The following is a 22,265-nucleotide window of genomic DNA, read 5'->3' on the forward strand; positions in this document are numbered from 1 at the left end:
TCGCAGCACAGCCCACACCGGCAGCGCCGGCACCGGCGGCGCCCGCCCCCGCGGCGGCCGCTCCCGGACCGCGTCCCGGCGCACCCGTGCCCGCCGCACCGGCACCGAAGCCGGCTCCCGCCGCTCCGGCCGCCCCCGTGGCACCGGCCGCGAGTGCCGCTCCGGCTCCCGCGCCGTCGGCTCCGGGTCCGAAGCCCGGTCCCAAGGCGCCGCGCGTTGCGAACAACCCGTACTCCTCGGCCCCGGCCGAGCGTCCCGCCCCGCGTCCGGCACCCGGTGCCCCGCGTCCCGGCGGACCGCGTCCGGCTCCCGGCCAGGGCGGTCCCCGTCCGGCTCCGGGCGCCCCGCGTCCCGCCGCAGGTCCGGGCGGACCGCGTCCGGCCCCGGGTCAGGGCGGTCCCCGTCCTAGCCCCGGCTCGATGCCTCCTCGCCCGAACCCGGGCGCGATGCCCGCACGTTCGGCACGTCCGGCCCCGGGCGCAGGTCGTCCCGGCGGCGGACGTCCGGGCGGACCGGGCGGACGTCCCGGTGGCGCCGGCGGTGGCGGTGGCTACCGCGGTGGCGGTGCCCCCGGTGCCGGTGCAGGTGCACCCGGTGCAGGTGGAGCTCCCGCCGGCGGTTTCCGCGGTCGCCCCGGTGGCGGCGGTGGCCGTCCCGGTCAGCGCGGCGCAGCAGCAGGTGCCTTCGGTCGTCCCGGCGGAGCAGTGCGCCGTGGCCGTAAGTCGAAGCGGGCGAAGCGCGCCGAGTACGAAAGCATGCAGGCGCCCGCAGTCGGCGGCGTCCGGCTGCCCCGCGGCAACGGCGAGACCATCCGTCTCGCTCGCGGCGCATCGCTGTCGGACTTCGCGGACAAGATCGATGCGAACCCCGCAGCACTCGTGCAGGCGCTGTTCAACCTCGGCGAGATGGTCACGGCCACCCAGTCGGTGAACGACGAGACCCTCGAGCTGCTCGGCGGCGAGATGAACTACGTCGTGCAGGTCGTCAGCCCGGAGGACGAGGACCGCGAGCTGCTCGACAGCTTCGACCTCACCTACGGCGAGGACGCGGGCACCGAGGAAGACCTCGAGTCCCGTCCGCCGGTGGTCACCGTCATGGGTCACGTCGACCACGGCAAGACCCGCCTGCTCGACACGATCCGTAAGGAGAACGTCGGCGAGGGCGAGGCCGGTGGCATCACCCAGCACATCGGTGCCTACCAGGTGCTCACGCACCTCAACGGCGAGGATCGTCTGGTCACCTTCATCGACACCCCGGGTCACGAGGCCTTCACGGCCATGCGTGCCCGTGGTGCGAAGGCCACCGACATCGCGATCCTGGTGGTCGCGGCCGACGACGGCGTCATGCCGCAGACGGTCGAGGCGATCAACCACGCCCAGGCGGCCGACGTGCCGATCGTGGTCGCGGTGAACAAGATCGACAAGGAAGGCGCGAACCCGGACAAGATCCGGCAGCAGCTGACCGAGTACGGACTGGTCGCCGAGGAGTACGGCGGAGAGACCATGTTCGTCGACATCTCGGCGAAGCAGGGCACCAACATCGATGCGCTGCTCGAGGCCGTGCTGCTCACCGCGGACGCCTCGCTGGACCTGCGGGCCAACCCGGACATGGACGCCCAGGGTGTCGCCATCGAGGCGCACCTCGACCGCGGCCGTGGCCCCGTTGCCACCGTGCTCATCCAGCGCGGAACGCTGCGGGTCGGCGACTCGATCGTGGCCGGCGACGCCTACGGACGCGTCCGTCGGATGGTCGACGAGCACGGCGACGACGTGCTCGAGGCGCTGCCCTCGCGTCCCGTCCAGGTGGTCGGCTTCACGTCGGTCCCCGGTGCAGGCGACAACCTGCTCGTGGTCGACGAGGACCGCATCGCCCGGCAGATCGCGGACCGTCGCAATGCGCGTAAGCGCAACGCGCTGGCCGCACGCAGCCGCAAGCGGATCAGCCTCGACGATCTCGATGCAGCGCTCAAGGAGACGAGTCAGCTCAACCTGATCCTCAAGGGCGACAACTCGGGCACCGTGGAGGCGCTCGAGGAGGCCCTGCTCGGCATCCAGATCGACGACGAGGTGCAGTTGCGCGTCATCGACCGCGGTGTCGGTGGCGTGACCGAGACGAACGTGAACCTGGCCTCGGCCTCGAACGCGATCATCATCGGCTTCAACGTCCGGGCCGAGGGCAAGGCAACGGAGCTGGCGAACCGCGAGGGCGTCGACATCCGGTACTACTCGGTGATCTACCAGGCCATCGACGAGATCGAGAAGGCCCTCAAGGGCATGCTCAAGCCGATCTACGAAGAGGTCGAGCTCGGCCGGGCGGAAATCCGTGCCATGTTCCGGTCCTCCAAGATCGGTAACATCGCGGGCTGCCTGGTCACCTCGGGCATCATGAAGCGCAACGCCAAGGCGCGCCTGATCCGTGACAACGTGGTTGTCGCGGAGACGGTCACCATCTCCTCGCTCAAGCGGGAGAAGGAAGACGCGACCGAGGTCCGCGAGGGTTACGAGTGCGGTCTGACGGTGACGTACAGCGACATCAAGGTCGGTGACGTGATCGAGGCGTACGAGCTGCGCGAGAAGCCGCGCGACTGACCGTCGCAGCGCCGTGAGGTGTGCGTCCCCGCGGGTCTTCGGACCCGCGGGGACGCACACCCCGCACAGGCCCGGTCCGACCGGCTGCCGCCGGAAGGGAGGCGCTGGTGTACCTGGGTGCGCTGGAACTGGACATCCTGCTCGGCGACGTGCGCTCCCTCAAGGAGAAGCGGTCGATCGTCAGACCCGTCATCACGGCACTGGCCAAGTACGGGGTGTCCGTCTCGGAGACCGGTGATCAGGACGTCTACCGCCGCTCGCTGATCGGGGTGGCCGTGGTCAGCCCGGACGTCGACCACCTCAACGGGGTGCTCGACACCTGCGAGCGTCACGTGGCGTCGCGGCCGGAACTGCAGTTGCTGGCCGTGCGACGCAGGATCTTCGGTCCAGAAGACTGAACGAGAACACACACATACTTCGGCGGCACTGCCGCCACGCACATCGGACGGCGACGCCGTCGGCACAACTTGACGGCACCGCCGTCGCGAAGAAGGGACATCCCGTCATGGCAGATCCGGCGAGGGCGCGGAAGCTGGCCAAGCGAATCTCTACGATCGTCGCGACGGCGATCGGGGGAGAGATCAAGGATCCCCGGCTGGACTACGTCACCATCACCGACGTGAAGGTGACCGCAGACCTGCACGACGCGACCGTGTACTACACGGTGCGCGGCGTCGATCTCAACACCGAGCCCGACATGGAAGGTGCGGCGGCCGGCCTGGCCAAGGCCGCCGGTTCGCTGCGGTCCAAGGTGGGCGCCGGCACCGGCGTGCGGTTCACACCGACCCTCGCGTTCGTCCCGGACACGGTGCCCGAGGCGGCGCGCCACATGGAGGAGCTGCTGGCCCGTGCACGGGCGGCGGACGACGAGGTCGCCCGGGCCCGCGAGAACGCGACCCCGGCCGGCGACGCCGATCCGTACAAGGAACCTCGCGTGGTCGACGAGGGTGACGACGCGGTCGACGAAGCCGAGTAGGGCCTTCGGTGACGACAGGACTTCGGGCATGACCGAGACCGTGCCGCCCGCCGCGGCCGGCGGCACCGAGACGGACTTCGAAGGCGCGCTCGCGCTGCTGTCCGAGGCGACGTCGGTGACCGTGCTGTGCCACGTCCACCCGGACGCGGACACCATCGGCAGCGGACTCGCGCTGGCCCAGGTGTTCAGCCGCCGGGGAACACCCGTCCAGGTCTCCTTCGCGCAGCCCGACGAGCTGCCGGAGTCGATGCGCGACCTGCCCGGGGTCGACCTGCTGGTCCGGCCGGACCAGGTCGCGGCCGAGGTGGACCTGGTGGTCACCGTCGACTGTGGCAGCCGCGGTCGGCTCGGCGTGCTCGGCAACCGTCTCGACGGTGCCCGCACCAGCCTGGTCCTCGACCACCACCGGTCCAACACCCGGTACGCCCAGTTCAACCTCGTGGACGACTCCGCGGAGTCGACGACGGCGATCCTGGCGCGTCTGTTCGACGCCTGGGGTGTGGAGATCGACGCGGACCTGGCGCACTGCCTGTACGCCGGACTGGTCACCGACACCGGTTCGTTCCGCTGGGTGCAGCCGGGCACCCACCGGTTGGCCGAGCGGCTGATCGACACCGGCATCGACTCCACCGCCATCGCGCGTCGGCTGCTCGACACCCACCCGTTCGGCTGGCTGCCGATGCTCTCGGCGGTGCTCGGCACGGCCCGGCTGGTGCCCGACGCCGTCGGCGGCCGTGGCCTGGTCTACGCGTTGGTGCGGAACGCCGACACGGCGGGCATGGGCGCCGAGGAGATCGAGAGCGTCATCGACATCGTCCGCACCACCGCGCAGGCGGAGGTGGCGTCGGTCCTCAAGGAGATCCGGCCCGGCGAGTGGTCGGTCTCGCTGCGCTCGAAGTCCGCGGTCGACGTGTCCGAGGTCGCCGAGGGGCTCGGCGGGGGCGGGCACCGCTTCGCATCGGGCTACACCGCGTTCGGCGACGCCGACGAGGTCGTCGCCGGGCTGCTTGCCGCGTTCGGGTGAACCGTCGCGTTGGCTGAACCGTCGTCGCGGCGCATCCTCGGGCTGGCCGTCCCCGCGTTGGGGGTACTGGCCGCCGAACCGCTGTACCTGCTCTTCGACATCGCGGTGGTGGGCCGGCTCGGCGCACTCCCGCTGGCCGGCCTCGCCGTCGGCGGGCTGATCCTGGCGATGCTCAGCACCCAGCTCACCTTCCTCTCCTACGGCACCACCGCGCGGGCCTCCCGTCGGCACGGCGCCGGCGACGAGCGCGGCGCGGTCGCCGAGGGGGTGCAGGCCACCTACCTGGCGGTCGGCATCGGCCTGGCGGTGGTGGCCGCCGTGTACGCCGTCGGGGGCCCGGTCACCTCGGCGATCGCCGGCGGCGGCGACATCGCCGCCGAGGCGCTGTCGTGGCTGCGGATCGCCGTCTTCGGCGCGCCGCTCATCCTGGTCGCGATGGCGGGCAACGGATGGATGCGCGGGGTGCAGAACACGCTGCGGCCGCTGCGGTTCGTGCTGGCCGGGCTGGGGCTCTCGGCGATTCTGTGCCCGGTCCTGGTGCACGGCCTGCTCGGCGCGCCGCGCTGGGAACTGGCCGGGTCCGCGGTGGCCAACGTGGCCGGCCAGACCGTGACCGCGGCCTGCTTCGTGGTGGCGCTGCTGCGCGAGCGGGTGCCGATGCGCCCGCACGCGTCGGTGATGCGCGCGCAGGTGGTGCTGGGCCGGGACCTGATCCTGCGCAGCCTGGCCTTCCAGGCCTGCTTCCTCTCCGCGGCGGCCGTCGCGGCCCGGTTCGGCGCCGCCGCCGTCGCGGCGCACCAGGTGGTGCTGCAGCTGTGGAACCTGGTGGCGCTCACGCTGGACTCGCTGGCGATCGCCGCGCAGACCCTGGTCGGGGCGGCGCTGGGGGCCGGCAACGCCGCGACCGCCCGGGAACTGGCCGGCCGGCTGACGCGGTGGTCCACGGTGTTCGCCCTGGCCCTGGCCGGCGTGTTCGTGCTGGCCCGCTCGGCGGTGCCGGGCCTGTTCACCGACGACCCGGCGGTGCTCGACCAGATCGGCACCATCTGGTGGATCTTCGCGGCGATGATCCCGGTCGCCGGTGTGGTCTTCGCCCTCGACGGGGTGCTGCTGGGCGCGGGCGACGCGGCGTTCCTGCGGAACGCGACGCTGGGCTGTGCGCTGGTCGGGTTCCTGCCGCCGATCTGGCTGTCGCTCGAGTACGACTGGGGTCTCACCGGAATCTGGGCGGGGCTTACGGTGTTCATGGTGCTGAGGATGCTGGCCGTCGTGTGGCGGACCGCGTCCGGGCACTGGACTGTGACCGGCGCCGACATACCGGCGGGAAGGCGGAACGAGTGACGCGCAAGTTGTGGGCGGTGAGCGACACCCACGTGGGGCATCGCGGGAACCGCCCGATCACCGAGGACCTGTACCCGGAGTCCCCGCAGGACTGGCTGATCCTGGCCGGTGACGTCTCCGAGAAGACCGACGACATCGCGTGGGCACTGAAGCTGGCGCGCAGCCGGTTCGAGAAGGTCATCTGGGTGCCGGGCAACCACGAACTGTGGACCACCGCCAAGGACCCCGTGCAGATCCACGGCGCCGCCCGCTACGAGTACCTGGTCAACATGTGCCGGGAACTCGACGTGGTGACCCCCGAGGACCCGTACCCGGTGTGGGAGGGGGAGGGCGGCCCGGCGACGCTGGTGCCGATGTTCCTGCTCTACGACTACTCGTTCCGGCCCGAGGGCACCACGAACAAGGCCGACGCCCTCGCCTTCGCGCGCGACAAGAACGTGGTCGCCAGCGACGAGTTCCTGCTCTCCAGCGAGCCGTACGCCACCCGCGAGGCGTGGTGCCACGCCCGGGTGGAGTCGACCAGGGCCCGACTTGACGAGCTCGACCTGAGCATCCCGACCGTGCTGATCAACCACTTCCCGCTGGTCCGCGAGCCCACCCGAGTGCTGTTCTACCCCGAGTTCTCGCTGTGGTGCGGCACCGAACTGACCGCGGACTGGCACACCCGCTACAACGCGATCTGCAGTGTCTACGGGCACCTGCACATCCCGCGCACCACCTACTACGACGGCGTCCGCTTCGAGGAGGTCTCGCTCGGGTACCCCCGCGAGTGGCAGAAGCGCGGGCTCCCGGAGCGGCTCCTGCGGCAGATCCTGCCCGTCCCGGAGTACCCGCCGGGAACCCTGAACAAGTGGGGTGGGCACTTCCACATCACCCCACAGCAGGAAGCGGAGTTCGAGGCGATGAAGGCGGCCCGGAAGTGATCGAGCAGATTCTGCCCACGGGGGTCGTCGCGGCCGAGTTGTTCGAGGACCCGCCCGGCCTGACGGTGCACCCGCAGGAGGAGGCGCTGATCGCGCGTGCGGTGGACAAGCGCCGCCGCGAGTTCACCAGCGCGCGGCACTGCGCCCGCGTCGCGCTCGGCAAGCTCGGCGTGGAGCCGGCACCGATCCTGCGCGGCGAACGGGGCGTGCCCCGGTTCCCGCGCGGGGTGGTCGGCAGCCTCACCCACTGCGACGGCTACCGCGCCGCGGTGCTCGGCTTCGCGATGCAGGTGCGCTCCGTCGGTATCGACGCGGAACCGCACGGGCCGCTGCCCGACGGCGTCCTCGACGCGGTGAGCCTGCCCGAGGAGCGCGCGGTCCTCGCCGCCCGGACCGACGGCTCGGTGCACTGGGACCGGCTGCTGTTCTGCGCCAAGGAGGCGACCTACAAGGCCTGGTTCCCGCTGACCGAGCGGTGGCTGGGCTTCGAGGACGCGCGGATCACCTTCGCGACCACCGAACCGACGAGCGACGGCGGCGCCCACGGCACGTTCCACTCCGAGCTGCTGGTACCCGGCCAGACCCTCGACGGGCCGCCGCTGGCGTCGCTCGACGGGCGCTGGCTGGTCTCCGACGGCCTGGTCATCACCGCGATCACCGTCCAGTAGGCTCGAAAATCGTGTCTTCTCACCGCAAACCGTCCTCCGGCCTCGATGGCGCCGGGCTGTTGGTCATCGACAAGGACGCCGGCGTCACCAGCCACGACGTCGTCGCACGCTGCCGCAAGATCCTCAACACCCGCAAGGTGGGCCACGCGGGGACGCTGGACCCGATGGCCACGGGCGTACTCGTGCTCGGCGTCGAGCGGGCCACCAAGCTGCTCGGACTGCTGGCGCTGACCACCAAGGCGTACACCGCGACGATCCGGCTGGGTCAGGCGATGACCACCGACGACGCGGAGGGCGAGGAGATCTCGCGGGCCGACGCGTCCGGGGTGACCGACGCGGAGATCGCCGCGGTGATGGCGACCCTGACCGGTGCCATCGAGCAGGTGCCGTCGAGTGTCAGCGCCATCAAGGTCGACGGCCAGCGCGCGCACAAGCTGATCCGGGCGGGGGAGGAGTTCGAGCTCAAGGCGCGTCCGGTGACCGTCGACCGCTTCGAGCTGACCGCGACCCGCCGCGGCGTCGACTCGATCGACCTGGACGTGGAGGTCGAGTGCTCCTCCGGGACCTACGTCCGGGCCCTCGCCCGCGACCTCGGCGCGGCGCTCGGCGTGGGCGGGCACCTGACCGCGCTGCGGCGCACCCGCGTCGGTCCGTTCACCCTCGAGCACGCCCGGACCCTCGAGCAGCTCGCCGAGGACCCGGCCGTCAGCCTGGACATCGACCACGCCGCGCAGACGGCGTTCGCGCACCGGCAGATCAGCACGGAGGAGGCCGAGGCGATCAGCCAGGGCCGCTGGCTCGAGCCGGTCGGCATCCCCGGCGTGTACGCGGCGATCGACCCCACCGGCCACACCATCGCGCTGCTGCAGGAACGCGGCCGTCGGGCCAGCTCGGTGATGGTGGTGCGGCCGGCGACCCTGCGCGGTCTCTGAGGCCTCCGCCGCGCCGGCACCCACCCATTCGCCGCGTCACACCCGCGTTGTACGTGGAACAGGTGGGTGATCCCGACAACGGGTGTGTGCCGTGTGCGGCGGGCGCCTACCCGCGGTTCTGGGGCCCCGATGCGAGGTTGCGGCGGTCGGACCGCCAGTCGAGCAGGAACCACACCAGCACCACCGCGTAGACGGCGGTCCACCAGCTGCCCTCGGCGATCCCCGACACCAGCAGGAACGCGAGCGCGGCCAGGAACACACCGCGGAAGAGCGACGCGCCGAGGGAGGGGCGGGCGTTCACTGCTCGACCAGCCAGATCGCCTCGGCGGCAGGGTTGCCGAGGTCGACCGTGCTGATCGTCGCCCCGTCGGCGCCGTCGCCGAGTCGCACGGAGACGGTGCCGGCGTAGTCGCGACGTTCGACGACGGTGATCGTCACGTCCAGCGCGATGCCGACGGAGTCGAAGTAGCGCAGCATCGCCGGATCGGAGTCGGAGATCCGCGCCACCGTGCCGTGCTCGCCGTCCGCGAAGTCGCTGAGCTGGCGGGCCGGCGGGGTGGGGATGGAGCCGTCACGGCTCGGGATGGGGTCGCCGTGCGGATCTCGTTCCGGGTGACCGAGTTTCGCGTCGATCCGGTCGACCATCAGCTCGGAGACTGCGTGCTCGAGGACCTCGGCCTCGTCGTGCACCTCGTCCCAGCCGTAGCCGAGTTCGTTGACGAGGTAGGTCTCGATCAGCCGGTGCCGGCGCACCATCGCGACGGCGGCGGCCCGGCCGGAGTCGGTCAGCGAGATCGAGCCGTAGCGGGCATGGTCCACCAGACCCTGGCCCGCCAGCTTGCGGATCGCCTCGGACACCGTCGAGGCGGACACCCCGATCCGTTCGGCCAGCATCTTGGTCGTGACCTGCTCACCCGACCATTCCGCGGCCGTCCAGATCACCTTCAGGTAGTCCTGTGCGACCGTCGTCAGGGTCTCGGTTCGATCGTTTCCGGTCGTCGGGTCCGGTTCACCACTGCGCTCGCCCACGATCATGAGCTTAGGCAATCGGCCGCGGGTCGCCCACTTCGCACCCGTGTACGGGAATCCGCGCGTGACGGCGTCGGAGGCGGGCCGTAGGCTGCCACTCGTGCAGAGATGGCGAGGTCTCGACGAGGTACCTGCCGATTGGGGCCGTTGCGTTCTCACTATCGGCGTTTTCGATGGCGTGCACCGAGGTCACGCGCAGCTGATCAGTCGTGCCGTGAAGGCCGCCAGCGAGCGCGGAGTCCCCAGTGTGGTCATGACTTTCGACCCCCACCCGATGGAGGTCGTGCGGCCGGGCAGTCACCCGGCGCAACTGACGACTTTGGCGCGCCGCGCGGAGCTCGCGGAGGAACTGGGCGTCGACGTGTTCTGCGTCATCCCCTTCACCCCCGAGTTCATGAAGCTGAGCCCCGAGCGGTACGCCCACGAGATCCTGGTGGAGCGGCTGCACGTGGCGGAGGTCGTGGTCGGCGAGAACTTCACCTTCGGGAAAAAGGCCGCGGGCACCGTGGACCTGCTGCGGCAGATCGGTTCCCGGTTCGGCTTCGCCGTCGACGGCGTCAACCTGCTGGCCGAGCACGCGGTGACTTTCTCGTCGACCTACATCCGCTCCTGCGTGGACGCCGGCGACGTCGCGGCCGCGGCGGAGGCACTGGGCCGGCCGCACCGCGTCGAGGGCGTGGTGGTGCACGGCGACGGCCGCGGCCGCCTGCTCGGCTTCCCGACCGCGAACATCGCGCCGCCGACGCACTCGGCGATCCCCGCCGACGGGGTGTACGCGGCGTGGTTCACCCTGCTGGGTCCCGGTCCGGTGGCCGGCACCGTCGAGTCGGGGGAGCGCTACCAGGCCGCCGTGTCGGTCGGCACCAACCCGACCTTCTCCGGTCGCACCCGCACCGTCGAGGCCTTCGTCCTCGACGCCGAGGCGGACCTGTACGGCCAGCACGTGGCGGTCGACTTCGTCGACCGGGTGCGCGGCATGGAGAAGTTCGACTCCGTCGACGCGCTGGTCGAGGAGATGGGCCGGGACGCCGAGAAGGTTCGCGAAATCCTCACCCGCGCGGACCTGCAGCAGCACGGCTGACGGTCCGGCCCGTAGCCCCTGGTAGGATGCTTCCTGGTGTGCGCTGCGGTCCGCGGTGGCCGCGCCGGCGTGGTGCGCCGCCCCTTTCCGGGGTGGCGGTCCTCGTTCCAGTTGCGCGGACGTCAGTGATCAGGAGATTCACAGTGGCTTTGACCACCGAAGAGAAGAAGACCGTTCTCGCAGAGTACGGCCTGCACGAGACCGACACCGGCTCGCCGGAGGCGCAGGTGGCCATGCTCACCAAGCGCATCGTCGACCTCACCGAGCACCTGAAGATGCACAAGCACGACCACCACTCCCGCCGCGGCCTCCTGCTGCTGGTCGGACGCCGTCGTCGTCTGCTCAAGTACATCCAGAAGGTGGACATCGCGCGTTACCGCTCGCTGATCGAGCGTCTGGGTCTGCGTCGCTAGTTTTCCGACGCGCCCTGCCGACCAGTGCGGCTTGACCGGTAGCCAGCGAGGCCACGCATAGAATGAGCCTCGCTGGCTACCTGCGTATGAGGGGGCCGCGGTTTCCGGTTCCACCGGTTGCGCCGCCCCGCCAGTTCCACCAAGAATTGCCAGCAGGACAGAGTTTCAGCAGCACAGAGTTTCAGAGCAACCAGGTTTCACCGCAGCACCGAGTTGCAGTAGGACCAGGATCCACGAGATCCAGCCGTACGCACCCGCCAGTCGTGGCGTCGGTCCTCGGTAGTGGCCACTCGGCAGGTCGTCAAACGTGACGACCGCCGGAGGGCTTCGATCGATGACCGCCTCCGCGCAGAGGGAACGCCCTCGCCCAAGGTGCGTCGTCGCCGCCGTCGATGGCAGCGACGATCACGCGGATACGGCAAAGACGAGAGGACGAGAAGAGAAAAGATGTCAGAAAACACCGCAGTAGAGGTCGACGAAGGCGTGTTCGAATCCACCGCCGTCATCGACAACGGGAGCTACGGCACCCGCACCATCCGTTTCGAGACCGGCCGCCTCGCGCAGCAGGCCGCCGGCGCCGTCGTCGCCTACCTGGACGACGAGACCATGCTGCTGTCGGCCACCACGGCCAGCAAGCACCCCAAGGAGCACTTCGACTTCTTCCCCCTCACGGTGGACGTCGAGGAGCGCATGTACGCCGCGGGCCGCATCCCCGGCTCGTTCTTCCGTCGTGAGGGTCGCCCCTCCACCGACGCGATCCTGACCTGCCGCCTGATCGACCGGCCGCTGCGCCCGTCCTTCGTCGACGGTCTGCGCAACGAGATCCAGGTCGTCGTCACGGTCCTGAGCCTGGACCCGAAGGACCTCTACGACGTGGTCGCGATCAACGCCGCCTCGGCGTCGACGCAGATCGCGGGCCTGCCGTTCTCCGGTCCGGTCGGCGGCGTGCGTGTCGCGCTGCTCACCTCGGACGAGAACAAGGCCGGCCAGTGGGTCGCCTTCCCGACCGTCGAGCAGCTCGAGAACGCCGTCTTCGACATGGTCGTCGCCGGCCGCGTCGTCTCCGGTTCCGGTGACAACGCCGACGTCGCGATCATGATGGTCGAGGCCGAGGCCCCCGCACACGTAATCAGCCTGATCGAGGGCGGCGCGCAGGCGCCGACCGAGGCGATCGTCGCGCAGGGCCTCGAGGCCGCCAAGCCGTTCATCGCCCGCCTGTGCGCCGCACAGCAGGCGCTGGCCGCCAAGGCCGCCAAGCCGACCGGCGAGTACCCGGTCTTCCCGGCGTACCAGGACGACGTCTTCGCCGCCGTCGAGGCCGCCGCGTCCGCAAAGCTGACCGCCGCGCTGTCCATCGCCGGCAAGCAGGAGCGCGACGACAAGACCGACGAGGTCAAGGTCGAGGTCCTCGAGCTGGTCGCCCCGAACTTCGAGGGTCGCGAGAAGGAGATCGGCGCGGCGTTCCGCTCGCTGACCAAGAAGCTGGTCCGCCAGCGGATCCTCAAGGACCACTTCCGCATCGACGGCCGTGGCATCACCGACATCCGGTCGCTCTCGGCCGAGGTCGCCGTGATCCCGCGGGCGCACGGCTCGGCGCTGTTCGAGCGTGGCGAGACCCAGATCATGGGCGTCACCACCCTGGACATGGTCAAGATGGCGCAGCAGATCGACTCGCTGGGCCCCGAGACCAGCAAGCGTTACATGCACCACTACAACTTCCCGCCGTACTCCACCGGTGAGACGGGCCGCGTCGGTTCGCCGAAGCGTCGCGAGATCGGCCACGGCGCCCTCGCCGAGCGCGCCCTGATGCCGGTGCTGCCGAGCCAGGACGAGTTCCCGTACGCGATCCGTCAGGTCTCCGAGGCGCTCAGCTCCAACGGTTCCACCTCGATGGGCTCCGTCTGCGCCTCGACGCTGTCGCTGCTCAACGCCGGTGTGCCGCTGAAGGCCCCGGTCGCCGGCATCGCGATGGGCCTGGTCTCCGACCAGGTCGACGGCGAGACCCGGTACGTGGCGCTGACCGACATCCTCGGCGCCGAGGATGCCTTCGGCGACATGGACTTCAAGGTCGCGGGTACCAAGGACTTCGTGACGGCCCTGCAGCTGGACACCAAGCTCGACGGCATCCCGTCCAAGGTCCTGGCGGGCGCGCTCTCGCAGGCGCACGACGCCCGCACCACCATCCTGGAGGTCATGGCCGAGGCCATCGACACCCCGGACGAGATGAGCCCGTTCGCCCCGCGCGTCACGGCCATCAAGGTGCCCGTCGACAAGATCGGCGAGGTCATCGGCCCCAAGGGCAAGATGATCAACTCGATCACCGAGCAGACCGGTGCCAACATCTCCATCGAGGACGACGGCACCGTGTTCGTCGGCGCCACCGATGGTCCGTCTGCGCAGGCCGCGATCGACATGATCAACGCCATCGCCAACCCGCAGCTGCCCAAGGTCGGCGAGCGTTTCCTCGGCACGGTCGTCAAGACCACCGCCTTCGGCGCGTTCGTCTCCCTGCTCCCGGGCCGTGACGGGCTGGTGCACATCTCGAAGCTGGGCAACGGCAAGCGGATTGCCAAGGTCGAGGACGTCGTGAACGTCGGCTCCAAGATCCGGGTCGAGATCGCGGACATCGACAACCGCGGCAAGATCTCGCTCGTCCCGGTCGAGGACGACGCCGCCGCGGCGGCGGACGCCCCGGCCGCCGAGGGCACCGACTCGGAGTAGTCGCGCCCCGCGTCAACACATGTCAGACCCGGCGCCCCCGCACACTTCGTGCGGGGGCGCCGGTGCGTCCGGGTGCACCCGCAGCCGGACGGAGCGCACTGCACCGGCGCCGGTCGTGACGGCCGCGCTGTGTACTCTGTGATGCTCTACGCCCACACAGCTCAGAGGAACCGCTGACCACATACATGGCCGACATCGAACACCACCGCACCACCGCGTCGACCCGGAAAGTGGGAGCTCGCACCGAGGACTCCGGCGTCCGCCGCACCGTTCTCCCCGGTGGCCTCCGCGTCGTCACCGAGTACATGCCCGGGGTGCGCTCCGCATCGGTCGGCGTCTGGGTGGGGGTCGGCTCCCGCGACGAGAAGCCCACCGTGGCCGGCGCCGCGCACTTCCTCGAACACCTGCTGTTCAAGTCGACACCCACCCGCAGCGCGCTCGAGATCGCCCAGGTGGTCGACGGCATCGGCGGCGAACTCAACGCCTTCACCTCCCGCGAACACACCTGCTTCTACGCGCACGTCCTCGACGAGGACCTGGCGCTGGCGGTGGACCTGGTCAGCGACGTGGTGCTGCGGGGGCGGTGCCTGTCCGACGACGTCGACGTCGAGCGCCAGGTGGTGCTCGAGGAGATCTCGATGCGCGACGACGACCCCGAGGACCTGCTCGGCGACGAGTTCCTCACCGCGCTGTTCGGCGACCACCCGGTGGGCCGGCCGGTGATCGGCAGCACCGAGTCGATCGAGTCGATGACCCGCGCCCAGGTGCACTCGTTCCACGTCCGCCGGTACACCCCGGAGCGGATGGTGGTGGCCGTCGCGGGCAACGTCGACCACGACGAGACCGTGGAACTGGTGCGGCGCAGCTTCGCCGGGCACCTGAACGACAGCGCCGTGCCCGCCCCACGACGCGAGGGCACCCTGCGGCTGCGCACCGCGCCGGAGCTGACCCTGCTCAACCGGGACAGCGAACAGGCCCACCTGTGCCTCGGCGTGCGTGGCTACGGCCGGCACCAAGGGCACCGCTGGGCGCTGTCGGTCCTGAACACCGCGGTCGGTGGTGGCCTGAGTTCCCGTCTGTTCCAAGAGGTTCGGGAATCGCGCGGGCTGGCGTACTCGGTGTACTCGAGCGTCGACACCTTCGCGGACACCGGTGCGTTCTCGGTGTACGCGGGCTGCCAGCCCGACAACCTGGCCGAGGTGACCACACTGATCCGCGGGGTGCTGGCGGACGTCGCCGCAAACGGCATCACCGACGCCGAGTGCGCGCGGGCCAAGGGCTCGATCCGCGGCGGCATGGTGCTGGGCCTGGAGGACTCCGGGTCGCGGATGCACCGGATCGGCCGCAGCGAACTGAACTACGGCACCCACCGCACCATCAGCGAGACCCTCGCCCGGATCGACGCGGTGACCACCGAGGAAGTGCGGGCCATAGCCGCGGAACTCCTGTCCCGGCCGTTCGCGGCCTCCGTGGTGGGCCCCTACCGGCGTAAGCGGGACCTGCCGGCGGTCGTGCGCGGGATCGTCTGAGTGTCGGTGAGCGTGCCGGGCCGCCGGTCGTGGCCGCTGCTGGCGGCCTTCGCGGTCACCCTCGTGATGCTGTTCTCGCCGGGGTCCACGGTGCCGAGTGGGCCGCCGAACTCCGACAAGCTCACGCACTTCCTGATGTTCGCGGTACTGGTCTTCGCGGCCCGGTACGCCCGCCACCGGGTGCTCGCCGTCGCGTTGTGGGCGGCGGCGTACGCCGTGGTGAGCGAGGTGCTGCAGGGCCTGCTGCCGATCCATCGCAGCGCCTCGGTGTGGGATGCGGCGGCCGACCTGCTCGGCGTGACAGTGGGCCTGCTGCTCTTCTGGGCATGGCGGCGTTGGGCGCGGCGCGCGGATCCGGCCCGGACACCCGACGAGGGTTGAGCCAGGCGGATCTGCGGTGCGGCCGGCCTGTGCGGATCTCGTCCGCTCGCAGGATCCTGTGATCTGGGTTACGTTGCCGAAGTAGCAGATTTGGGTGCCTGGTGAATCGCGGCCCGCGCCACGACGACTCCAACAGAAGAGGGTGGCGCATGTCGCGCACGCACGCCGGGACCGTGATCCGCTGGGCGGGAACGATGTTGATCGCGCTGGGCGCGTTGACACTTGCCGCCGGTCCCGCCGTCGCCGGTTCGGAGCCCGCGGCACCGCCACCCGGTGCGAACGTCTGGGACTGCAGGCCCACCGCCGATCATCCGCGCCCCGTCGTCCTGTTGCACGGCACCATGAGCAACCAGAGCAGCTGGGACGGGCTTTCACCCGAACTGGCGGCACGCGGGTACTGCGTCTTCGCCCTGAACTACGGTCAGGACCCGACCAGCATGCTCGGCTCGAGGGGCATGTACGCCACCGGTGACATCCCGACGTCGGCCAGGGAGGTCGGTGCGTTCGTCGGTCGCGTCCTCGAGAGCACCGGTGCCGATCAGGTGGACGTGGTCGCACATTCGCAGGGCGGGGTGGTCGCCCGCCAGTACCTCGCGTTCGAGGGCGGTGCGAACGCCGAGCACCCGGCGCACAACAAGGTGCGCAAGCTGGTCACGCTGGGCGCGACCAACCACGGGACCACGATGTCGGGCATGGCCGATCTGGCGAAGCAGTTCCCGCCGATCGTCGAAATGGCCGACAAGATCGCGGGCAAGGCCTCGGTCCAGCAGGTCGTGGGCAGCCCGGTGATCGCCGCGCTGAATGCGGGCGGCGACACGATGCCGGGGATCGACTACACGGTCGTCGCGACCCGCGACGACATGATCTCCACGCCTCCGGAAGCAACGTTCCTCACCGCAGGCCCTGGGGCCACGGTCAAGAATCTGTGGGTCCAGGACCTGTGTGCCGCTGACCGCTCCGACCACATCGCGCTCGCCACGTCCCCGACCGCCGGCTACATCGTCAAGCAGGCGCTCGACCCGACCTTCACCGCGGACCCATGCACCGGCAATTAGTGCTCGCGGCTCGGGAATGCGGTGACCCTGGACGAGGTGCGGCCGTGGGCCTGGATGCCCGTTCGTCGATCTCGCCACTGGCGCCGGCAGCCGAGGCCAGCGTGATCGTCTTCGAGTGACGGCTAAAGGGTGATGGTGGTCGTGTCCTGGACCTTCAGGGCGGTATTGGAACCGGTGAAGTCGATCTTGAGGGTGTAGTCGCCCTTCGCGGGAGCGTCGACGAGGAACACCGCCCAGGCACCTTCGACGTTGTTACTTGAACTGACCCTGCTCGCGTACCACGGGCTTCTGACATCTGCAGGGAGGGTCTGGCCGGTGGGTGTTGTCAGCGTGACGGTTCCACGGTCCGCCGTGTAGCTGAGGATTCCGCCAGGGCAGTCGACGCAATCGGCCCTGAACTCGATCCAGAGCTCGTACTTGTCCTTCTCCCCGGGCTGGTAGCTCGGCCACAGAAACGCCTTGGTCAGTTGGACCTTGACCGCACCACCAAGCGTTTGCCCGACCGGGATGCCCCTGGGCTCGATGCTCGTGACCGTGCCGTCCTCGGCGAACGGAATCTTGGTCTGGTTGCTGTCGGTATCGCCGTAGACGAGCGTCGCGGCGTCGAGCAGCTTCGTGGGATCGGCCGTGCTGCCGACCGCCTTGACCGAGGCCTTCGCGGTCCCGGACGCCTTTCCGAATCCCGCCACCGTCTGGTCCTCGAACTTGACGTCGACGACGGAGCCGTTCACGTCGAGGTAGGCATCCTCGGGTGGGGGTGCCTTCACACCGACCAGGTTCTCGTAGCTCAGCTCGAGGTCCACCTCCGTGGTCGAGCCCTGGGACGTGGCGGTGGTGGACTGGGGTGTCGCCGTGGCCTTGTCGACTGTGATCGCGAACCCGCCGAACCAGCCGGTCTTGTCGACCGTGACATCGGCAGCATCCGCCGACCCTGTCGCGTCCGCCTTGGTTGCCGTGGTTTTCGACGAGTGCGTGCCGGACGCGGTGGTGTCATTTGCCGCAGGAGTGCCGGGGTTGTCGCTCGAACACCCGGCCGTCGCCARCGCGATGCACGCGGCGATGGCCAACGCACACTTCCAGGAAGATCTCATGTCGCTTCCTCTCGTGCGTTCTCGCTGTCCACGGCACACACGACATCTCGTGCGGGGTCGGCCGCACCTGACTGTGCCGCTGTTGGAGATGCACATGATCGGGGCGGCCGCGCACGTCAGCAGCCGACCGGGACGTGGTGGGCGACGCCATGTGACGCGCACGGGGCGGATCGGACATGGTTCGACGTCGCAGACCAGTTGGAGCGGAATGAATCCGCATCGAGGAATTATCGCAGTGAGGGCAAGTGCTGTCACGAGTAGTCGGTCGCGGTGACGCCCCCGGCGCCCGCGTAGGCTTTGCTCTCGTACGCGAGGCTCTCGTACGCGAGTGGATGGAGATGAATCAAGTGACCTCAGCGCCAATCCGGGTCGGAGTCCTGGGTGCCAATGGCAAGGTCGGCCGGGCTATCTGCGAGGCCGTCGAGCAGGCGGCGGACCTGGAACTCGTCGCGACCGTCGACCAGGGCGACCCGATCGAGACGTTCGTCGACACCCGCACCCAGGTCGTCGTCGACTTCACCCACCCCGACGTGGTGATGGACAACCTGAAGTTCCTGGTGGCCAACCGGATTCACGCCGTCGTCGGCACCACCGGCTTCGACGACGCACGCCTGGCGCAGGTGCGCGGCTGGCTCGACGAGAACCCGACGACGGGCGTGCTGATCGCGCCGAACTTCGCGATCGGCGCCGTGCTGTCGATGCGGTTCGCCGAGCAGGCAGCCCGCTTCTTCGACTCCGTCGAGGTCATCGAGCTGCACCACCCGCACAAGGCTGACGCGCCGTCCGGCACCGCTTACCGCACGGCCGCGCTGATCGCGGCGGCACGGGCGAAGGCCGGCGTCGGACTCAGCCCGGACGCCACCAGCACCGAACTCGAGGGCGCCCGCGGCGCCGACGTGGACGGGGTGCGCGTGCACTCTGTGCGCCTGGCCGGCCTCGTCGCGCACCAGGAGATCCTGCTGGGCACCCAGGGCGAGACCCTGACGATCCGGCACGACTCGATCGACCGGAACTCGTTTGCGCCCGGCGTGCTGCTCGGCGTGCGGGAGATCGGCTCCCGGCCAGGCCTCACCGTCGGACTCGACCCGCTTCTCGACCTGTGAAGGCCGGCTCAACCAAGGTCGTCGTCACAATCGCGGCGATCGTCGTCGCGCTCTCGTTCTACTTCGTGCTGCTCGGCCAGCGTGGCCTCGCGCTGGTCCAGGACGGGCGGGCGGTCCCGGTCGTGCTGGGCATCGCGGTGCTGATCCTTCCGGTGCTCGGCGTGTGGATGGTCTTCGCCACCGTCCGGTCCGGACTGCAGCACCAGCACCTCGCCACCCGGATCCGGGAGGAGGGTCTCGAACTGGACATCTCGGAGCTGCCGAAGCGGCCCTCCGGCCGGGTCGACCGCGACGCCGCGGATGCGTTGTTCGCGCAGGTCAAGACCGAGTGGGAGGCCGACCCGGACAACTGGCGGAACTCGTACCGGTTGGCCCGCGCCTACGACTACGCGGGCGACCGCGGCCGGGCCCGGGACACCATGAAGCGGGCCGTCGCGCTCGAAGCGCTGGAGCGGGACAGCTAGCGACGCGGCACCCGGCATCGGTCGGCAGGCGTCGATAGCCTGGTGGCGATGCGACGCGCGAATACCGACGAGAGGTGCCGCAATGGAGACTCCGGATTTGGTGAACGAGGTGCGGACCGATCCTTCCGCATCACGCGTCTTCGGGGAGCCGTACGAGACGGTCGACGGGGCGACGATCGTCACCGTCGCGAGGATTCGGGGTGGTGGCCGCGGATTCACCGCGACGCCGGTCGGCGCGTTCGTCGTCCACGACGGAAAGGTCTCCTGGGAGGCGGCCGTCGACGAGACCCGGGTCGGGCTGCTCGCCGTGTCCATCGGACTGGCGGCGACGGTGATCGCCACGTTGGCGGTGCTGCGGCGGCCGCCGTGGCCCGACCTGTCGCGTCGAGGGTCGTTCGGATCCAACAGGTCTCGGCCGTGACGTGAGTAGTCTGCTGGGGTGACCGAAGCCCCCGTCGTCGGTGAGCGCACCCTGCTCGTCGTGCACCACACCCCCTCGCCGCCCACCCGGGAACTGCTCGAGGCGGTGCTCGCGGGTGCGCACGACCCCGACATCGAGGGCGTGACGGTCCGCTCGGTACCGGCACTCGGAGCCACCGTGCCCGACGTGCTGGCGGCGGACGGCTACCTGTTCGGCACCAGCGCGAACTTCGGGTACATGTCCGGCGCGCTCAAGCACTTCTTCGACACGGTCTACTACCCGTGCCTGGACGCGGTGGCGGGCCGGCCGTTCGGACTGTGGGTGCACGGCAACAACGACACCGCGGGGGCGGTCCGCTCGGTCGACAAGATCGTCGCCGGGCTGGCGCTGACCCAGGTCGCACAGACGGTGGAGATCACCGGCGGGGTCGACGCCGCGGCGCGGGAGCGGTGCTACGAGCTGGGCGCGACGGTCGCGGTGACGCTCGCGGAAGGCTGACGCCACAGACGGGCTCGCGAAGTTGCCGTGGCGCTGTCGTTCAGCCAGCCGTCGCGCCCGGACGCTCCAACCGGCCGTCGGTGTGCCTGGCGAAGCGGCCCTCGGTGCGGGGGTGCACCACGTCGTCGCGCTCCCACGGCCAGCCGCCGAAGCGGGTGCGCTGGTACTCGTCGTAGGCCTCGATCAGCTCGTCCCGGGTGTTCATCACAAAAGGCCCGTGCTGTGCGACCGGCTCGTCGATGGGCACGCCCTGCAGTAGCAGGAGCTTTGCGCCGGAGGCCCCGGTCTCGACCAGCGTCGTGCCGGTTCCGGCCTGGGCGAAGCCGAACCCGGCCCCGACGTCGAGCCCCGCGACCATCGCGTGAGACCCGCCGCCGTAGACGTACAGCACCCGCTGGGCCTGGTCGGCCGACTGGGCGGGCAGCTCGACACGCGCGTGCGGGTCGAGTTCCAGCAGCCAGACGGCGACGTCGGAGGCCGGGTCGGCGGCCCAGGACCCGACGGGCGGCGCGAGGGGGTCGACGGCGTCGCCCTGTTCGGTGAGGTAGCGCCCGGCGATCACCTTGACGCGGGCCTCGCCGCCACCGGGGCCCGCGACCCGGACGACGGGGATGTCTTCGTTCCAGAGCATCCGGAACTCGGGCTCCACCATCTTCGATGCGGCGGGCAGGTTCAGCCAGATCTGGAAGAGTTCGAACGGGTTGTCCGCGTCCGTCTCGAGCAGCGGGAACATCTCGGAGTGGGAGATGCCGCGGCCGGCGGTCAGCCACTGCACGTCGCCGGGCCCGAAACGGGCGGCGGCGCCGGTGGAGTCGGCGTGATCGACGTACCCGCCCGACAGGATGGTGATGGTCTCGAAGCCCCGGTGCGGATGCGCGGGGAAGCCGGGCACGGACTGGCCGTGGTACATGTTCCAGCCGGACGGGTGGCCGAAGTCGCTGCCCAGGGGGCGGCCGTCCAGTCCCGTCGCCGGGGTCATGTCCTCGTTGCCGGCCGGGTAGTGGTCCACGTGCCAGTTGGCGAACAGGAAGGGCGGCGCGCCCTGCCAGGGCTGGCCGAGCCGGAAGACCTGTCCGCGATCGCTGGATGCCTCCATGGAGTTCCCCTTTCGTTCGCCGCGGTTGGGCTGCCGCTGCTCAGACTGCACAACCGAATCGTCCGAATCGCTATTCCGATTGAGATGGGCCCGGCGGGCGACCGATAGGGTCGGCGGCGAATCCCGCAGCTGCCACGACGAAGGAGGCGCCGGTCCCGTGTCCGTGCTCGTGCTGGCAATGCTGTGCGTCGGTTTCGCGTCGATCATCGGTGGCGCCACGGGTTTTGGGACCGCGCTGATCGCCGCCCCGCTCATGTTGCTGGCCGGCGTCGGGGTGACCGAGGTCGTCGTGGTCAACCTGGTCGTCGGACTGGTGACGAGGATCGCGGTCGTCATCCAGTTGCGGGCCCACATCGAATGGCGGCGCGTCGGGTGGATGGGGGGCGCCAGTCTGCCGGGGTCCTGGCTGGGTGTGCTGACGGTGGCGCTGCTGCCCGTCGCCTACCTCAAACCGGCGGTGGGCGCGCTCACGGTGCTCTGCGGGCTGGCGCTGGCGATCCAGCCGTCCGGCGGCACCCGGCCGCCGTCGCGGCCGGCCCTGTCGGCCGCGGGGTTCGTCAGCGGCTACTTCGGCGCCACGACCTCGCTGAACGGGCCGCCCGTGGTGCTGCTGCTCAGCCGCGCCAGGCTGCCCCCGATGAGTTTCATCGCGGACCTGGCCGGGTTCTTCGTCATCACCAACACCCTCTCGCTGGCGTTGCTGTGGCTCTACTCCGACACGGACCCGACCACCAACTGGCCGATGCTCCTCGGCTGTTCGGCCGTGGGACTCGCCGGCAACGCGCTCGGCATCGGGATCGCGAAGAGGCTGTCCGTCGGGAGCTTCCGGTGGGCCGTGGTCGTGCTGGTGACGGCGGCGGGGATGCTCACGATCGTGACGGCGTAGGACGTCGTCCACGGGCGGGGGAGCGGCAACGCGGCGCCCCGGCGC

General features: G+C 70.2%; 23 protein-coding genes. 19 read left to right on the forward strand and 4 right to left on the reverse strand.

Annotated elements, in window-relative coordinates; all coding sequences use genetic code 11:
* The 8 genes from infB to truB all read left to right on the forward strand — a co-directional run.
* On the forward strand, positions 1-2,588 hold a 2,588-nt coding region (gene infB / locus AC1DU4_RS13210; protein ID WP_477840484.1), incomplete at its 5' end, for a translation initiation factor IF-2.
* Between the two features lie 107 nt (positions 2,589-2,695).
* Positions 2,696-2,986 (forward strand): DUF503 domain-containing protein, encoded by a 291-nt coding sequence (locus AC1DU4_RS13215; protein WP_477840486.1) that lies wholly within the window; start codon positions 2,696-2,698, stop codon positions 2,984-2,986.
* A gap of 107 nt (positions 2,987-3,093) precedes the next feature.
* Positions 3,094-3,564, forward strand: coding sequence for a 30S ribosome-binding factor RbfA (gene rbfA / locus AC1DU4_RS13220; RefSeq protein WP_072844184.1), 471 nt, complete (start codon positions 3,094-3,096; stop codon positions 3,562-3,564).
* A 28-nt stretch (positions 3,565-3,592) separates the two neighbouring features.
* Positions 3,593-4,588, forward strand: a complete 996-nt coding sequence (locus AC1DU4_RS13225; protein WP_477840488.1) for a DHH family phosphoesterase — start codon at positions 3,593-3,595, stop codon at positions 4,586-4,588.
* A gap of 9 nt (positions 4,589-4,597) precedes the next feature.
* Positions 4,598-5,929, forward strand: coding sequence for an MATE family efflux transporter (locus tag AC1DU4_RS13230; RefSeq protein WP_477840490.1), 1,332 nt, complete (start codon positions 4,598-4,600; stop codon positions 5,927-5,929).
* Complete coding sequence (locus tag AC1DU4_RS13235) at positions 5,926-6,852, forward strand: metallophosphoesterase family protein (RefSeq protein WP_072844178.1); 927 nt, start codon at positions 5,926-5,928, stop codon at positions 6,850-6,852. The genes AC1DU4_RS13230 and AC1DU4_RS13235 overlap by 4 nt, the downstream gene beginning before the upstream one ends.
* Positions 6,849-7,520, forward strand: coding sequence for a 4'-phosphopantetheinyl transferase Npt (npt, locus tag AC1DU4_RS13240; protein ID WP_477840493.1), 672 nt, complete (start codon positions 6,849-6,851; stop codon positions 7,518-7,520). The genes AC1DU4_RS13235 and npt overlap by 4 nt, the downstream gene beginning before the upstream one ends.
* 11 nt (positions 7,521-7,531) lie before the next feature.
* Positions 7,532-8,452 carry a tRNA pseudouridine(55) synthase TruB gene (truB, locus tag AC1DU4_RS13245; RefSeq protein ID WP_477840495.1) on the forward strand — a complete coding sequence of 307 codons (921 nt, stop codon included), beginning with the start codon at positions 7,532-7,534 and terminating at the stop codon, positions 8,450-8,452.
* Positions 8,453-8,558: 106 nt separating this feature from the next.
* Here truB and AC1DU4_RS13250 read toward each other — a convergent pair whose 3' ends face one another.
* Both AC1DU4_RS13250 and AC1DU4_RS13255 read right to left on the reverse strand, forming a co-directional pair.
* Positions 8,559-8,753, reverse strand: coding sequence for a hypothetical protein (locus tag AC1DU4_RS13250; protein WP_477840497.1), 195 nt, complete (start codon positions 8,751-8,753; stop codon positions 8,559-8,561).
* The gene (locus AC1DU4_RS13255) at positions 8,750-9,487 is read right to left on the reverse strand and encodes a metal-dependent transcriptional regulator (protein ID WP_072844171.1); all 738 of its coding nucleotides are present in this window, start codon (positions 9,485-9,487) and stop codon (positions 8,750-8,752) included. Before AC1DU4_RS13255 ends, AC1DU4_RS13250 begins: the two co-directional genes overlap by 4 nt.
* Positions 9,488-9,581: 94 nt before the next feature.
* Between AC1DU4_RS13255 and AC1DU4_RS13260 the strand changes: the two genes are divergently transcribed.
* The 6 genes from AC1DU4_RS13260 to AC1DU4_RS13285 all read left to right on the forward strand — a co-directional run bounded on the left by AC1DU4_RS13260 (position 9,582) and on the right by AC1DU4_RS13285 (position 16,661).
* On the forward strand, positions 9,582-10,562 hold the full coding sequence (locus AC1DU4_RS13260; protein WP_477840499.1) for a bifunctional riboflavin kinase/FAD synthetase: 981 nt from the start codon (positions 9,582-9,584) through the stop codon (positions 10,560-10,562).
* A 143-nt stretch (positions 10,563-10,705) separates the two neighbouring features.
* Positions 10,706-10,975 carry a 30S ribosomal protein S15 gene (rpsO, locus tag AC1DU4_RS13265; protein ID WP_072844169.1) on the forward strand — a complete coding sequence of 90 codons (270 nt, stop codon included), beginning with the start codon at positions 10,706-10,708 and terminating at the stop codon, positions 10,973-10,975.
* Positions 10,976-11,422: 447 nt separating this feature from the next.
* Positions 11,423-13,696, forward strand: coding sequence for a polyribonucleotide nucleotidyltransferase (locus AC1DU4_RS13270; protein ID WP_072844167.1), 2,274 nt, complete (start codon positions 11,423-11,425; stop codon positions 13,694-13,696).
* A gap of 185 nt (positions 13,697-13,881) precedes the next feature.
* Entirely contained in the window at positions 13,882-15,225 is a 1,344-nt protein-coding gene (locus AC1DU4_RS13275) for a M16 family metallopeptidase (protein WP_477840502.1), read from the forward strand.
* Positions 15,226-15,237: 12 nt separating this feature from the next.
* The gene (locus AC1DU4_RS13280; protein WP_477840580.1) at positions 15,238-15,606 is read left to right on the forward strand and encodes a VanZ family protein; all 369 of its coding nucleotides are present in this window, start codon (positions 15,238-15,240) and stop codon (positions 15,604-15,606) included.
* A gap of 149 nt (positions 15,607-15,755) precedes the next feature.
* Positions 15,756-16,661: a lipase family alpha/beta hydrolase gene (locus AC1DU4_RS13285; RefSeq protein WP_477840504.1), complete on the forward strand. Its 906-nt coding sequence runs from the start codon at positions 15,756-15,758 to the stop codon at positions 16,659-16,661.
* A 122-nt stretch (positions 16,662-16,783) separates the two neighbouring features.
* Here AC1DU4_RS13285 and AC1DU4_RS13290 read toward each other — a convergent pair whose 3' ends face one another.
* Positions 16,784-17,752: a hypothetical protein gene (locus tag AC1DU4_RS13290; RefSeq protein ID WP_477840506.1), complete on the reverse strand. Its 969-nt coding sequence runs from the start codon at positions 17,750-17,752 to the stop codon at positions 16,784-16,786.
* 338 nt (positions 17,753-18,090) lie between these two features.
* Between AC1DU4_RS13290 and dapB the strand changes: the two genes are divergently transcribed.
* From dapB to AC1DU4_RS13310, 4 genes are all read left to right on the forward strand, one after another.
* Complete coding sequence (dapB, locus tag AC1DU4_RS13295) at positions 18,091-18,855, forward strand: 4-hydroxy-tetrahydrodipicolinate reductase (RefSeq protein ID WP_072844277.1); 765 nt, start codon at positions 18,091-18,093, stop codon at positions 18,853-18,855.
* Positions 18,852-19,319: a hypothetical protein gene (locus AC1DU4_RS13300; RefSeq protein ID WP_477840508.1), complete on the forward strand. Its 468-nt coding sequence runs from the start codon at positions 18,852-18,854 to the stop codon at positions 19,317-19,319. The genes dapB and AC1DU4_RS13300 overlap by 4 nt, the downstream gene beginning before the upstream one ends.
* Before the next feature lie 82 nt (positions 19,320-19,401).
* Complete coding sequence (locus AC1DU4_RS13305; protein ID WP_477840510.1) at positions 19,402-19,740, forward strand: hypothetical protein; 339 nt, start codon at positions 19,402-19,404, stop codon at positions 19,738-19,740.
* 18 nt (positions 19,741-19,758) lie between these two features.
* Complete coding sequence (locus AC1DU4_RS13310) at positions 19,759-20,238, forward strand: flavodoxin family protein (protein ID WP_477840511.1); 480 nt, start codon at positions 19,759-19,761, stop codon at positions 20,236-20,238.
* Positions 20,239-20,278: 40 nt separating this feature from the next.
* Here AC1DU4_RS13310 and AC1DU4_RS13315 read toward each other — a convergent pair whose 3' ends face one another.
* A complete protein-coding gene (locus tag AC1DU4_RS13315; RefSeq protein ID WP_477840513.1) occupies positions 20,279-21,334 on the reverse strand; it encodes a pirin family protein in 1,056 nt (351 codons plus the stop codon).
* A gap of 157 nt (positions 21,335-21,491) precedes the next feature.
* Between AC1DU4_RS13315 and AC1DU4_RS13320 the strand changes: the two genes are divergently transcribed.
* On the forward strand, positions 21,492-22,220 hold the full coding sequence (locus tag AC1DU4_RS13320; protein WP_477840515.1) for a sulfite exporter TauE/SafE family protein: 729 nt from the start codon (positions 21,492-21,494) through the stop codon (positions 22,218-22,220).
* Positions 22,221-22,265 lie beyond the last annotated feature (45 nt).

Source organism: Rhodococcus sp. P4_F5, assembly GCF_056401315.1.